Source organism: Corynebacterium mendelii (genome assembly GCF_017307055.1).
GTDB classification, from domain to species: domain Bacteria; phylum Actinomycetota; class Actinomycetes; order Mycobacteriales; family Mycobacteriaceae; genus Corynebacterium; species Corynebacterium mendelii.
In genome coordinates this window covers 83125-84986 of record NZ_JAFLEQ010000008.1, presented here as the reverse complement: position 1 = coordinate 84986, position 1862 = coordinate 83125, and the positions used below count along the sequence as shown (strand labels likewise).

Here is a 1862-nt window from a genome sequence, read left to right as displayed (position 1 = left end):
CGGCGACAACGGCGGCGGCAACGGCGACGACGGCGGTGACGGTGACCCGGAGTGCGGTACCGGCGGCGGGGACAAGAACAAGGAGCGCAACTGATGTCCACTTTGCAGATCGGCCTGATTCTCCCGGAAGTCCTGGGCACCTACGGCGATGACGGCAATGCGCTTGTGCTCCGGCAGCGCGCCCGCATGCGCGGTATTCCCGCCGATATTGTCACCGTGCACCTGGGCGATCCGGTACCCGATTCCCTGGACATGTACTGCATCGGCGGCGGGGAAGACACCGCCCAGATCGTGGCCGCCGAGTATCTGCGGGAAGACGGCGGCCTGGCGGCCGCCGCGGGGAAAAAAGCCCCCATTGTCGCCATCTGCGCCGGAATGCAGATTCTGGGCCGGTCATTCCGAGCGTCCGGGAAAATGGTGCCCGGGCTGTCGCTGCTGGACATCACCACCGGTTCCCTGCGCCGCAGAACCATCGGGGAAGTGTCGTCCACACCGACCGGGGAAGGCATCACCGCGCCGTTGACTGCGCCGCTGACCGGTTTCGAAAACCATTTGGGCGCCACCCTGCTGGGCGGGGACGCCCGGGCGTTGGGAACAGTCATGGACGGTGTCGGAAACTGCGACGGCCATGCCGCGGAAGGCGACAGTGACCCCGAACGGCAGACCACGGCCGAAGGCGTGGTCCAGGGATCGGTGATCGCCACCTACATGCACGGCCCGGCGCTGGCCCGCAACCCGCAGCTGGCTGATCTGGTCCTGGCCCGTGCCCTGGGGATCGACCCCGCTGAGCTTTCCGGGCTGGACATGCCGGAAGTGGTCACCCTGCGCCGCGAACGCCTGCGCCGCGACGACGTCTAGGCCCCACGCGGCCCGGCCGGGGGACATGTGCCTGGGTCTCCCCCACCAGCCCGCACGCCACGGGGCGTGCCGGCTGGTGCGGGGGTGGGCTTGGTGTTTTACGGCCTAGATTTTCAGCCGCCCGGTCAAAGCCCGGGACAGGGTCAATTCGTCGACGAATTCCAAATCCCCGCCCAACGGCATCCCGGAGGCCAGACGGGTCACCGTCAGGTCGGGGAATCCTTTGAGCATCCGCGCCACATAGGCGGCTGTGGCCTCACCCTCGGTGTTGGGATCGGTGGCGACAATGACCTCGGCGATATCGGGGGCAGCGGCGAAAACCGGATTGTCGGGGGTGGATTCAGCCAGTTCCACGTCTTTGCCCACCCCGCCGATGCGTTGCAGCAGCTGCTGGATGTTCAAGTCTTTCGGCCCGATATTGGACAACGGATCCAGCGCCCCGCCCAGCACATGGTAGCGGCCCCGGTATTCGCCGGTGCGTTCAATGACCTGGATGTCCTTCGGTTCCTCCACGACACACACAATCGAGGTGTCGCGGGAGGAATCGGCGCAAATCCGGCACACATCCCCGCGGGACACGTTCGCGCAGATCCGGCAGAAACTCACTCCCCCCGCCACCGCGGACAGGGCGGACTGCAGCCGCCCGATGTCCTCCGGCTCGGCGCGCAACAGGTAAAAAGCGATGCGCTGCGCCGATTTCGGCCCCACCCCGGGAAGCCGGGACAGTTCATCAATCAGATCCTGTAAAGGTCCCTCGAACATGTCCGGGCTGCTCCTTCGCTCGTCGGTGACGGTGGTGGACCTGCCGCCCACCACGAATGACTGCTGCTGCAGGTGGCGGCCCTGACGGGCGGGCCGCAACAGCAAGCGGCACCGCACCACTGTCCGTTGCCGGTGCCGCCGGGCCATGCCCGGGCTGACGCGGCCGGCAGCTCACGAGCGGACAACGGGTTGCCCGAAAAAACAGTGGCGGGTGCCGTCACGTTGACCACACCGGCCGCACC

2 protein-coding genes are annotated in these 1862 nt (G+C 67.1%); one reads left to right on the top strand and one right to left on the bottom strand.

The window, feature by feature from the left end; translation table 11 throughout:
- Window positions 1-93: 93 nt before the first annotated feature.
- On the top strand, window positions 94-858 hold the full coding sequence (locus JZY06_RS03730; RefSeq protein ID WP_207118471.1) for a type 1 glutamine amidotransferase: 765 nt from the start codon (window positions 94-96) through the stop codon (window positions 856-858).
- A gap of 105 nt (window positions 859-963) precedes the next feature.
- Here JZY06_RS03730 and JZY06_RS03725 read toward each other — a convergent pair whose 3' ends face one another.
- On the bottom strand, window positions 964-1620 hold the full coding sequence (locus tag JZY06_RS03725; protein ID WP_207278724.1) for a recombination mediator RecR: 657 nt from the start codon (window positions 1618-1620) through the stop codon (window positions 964-966).
- Between the last annotated feature and the right edge of the window lie 242 nt (window positions 1621-1862).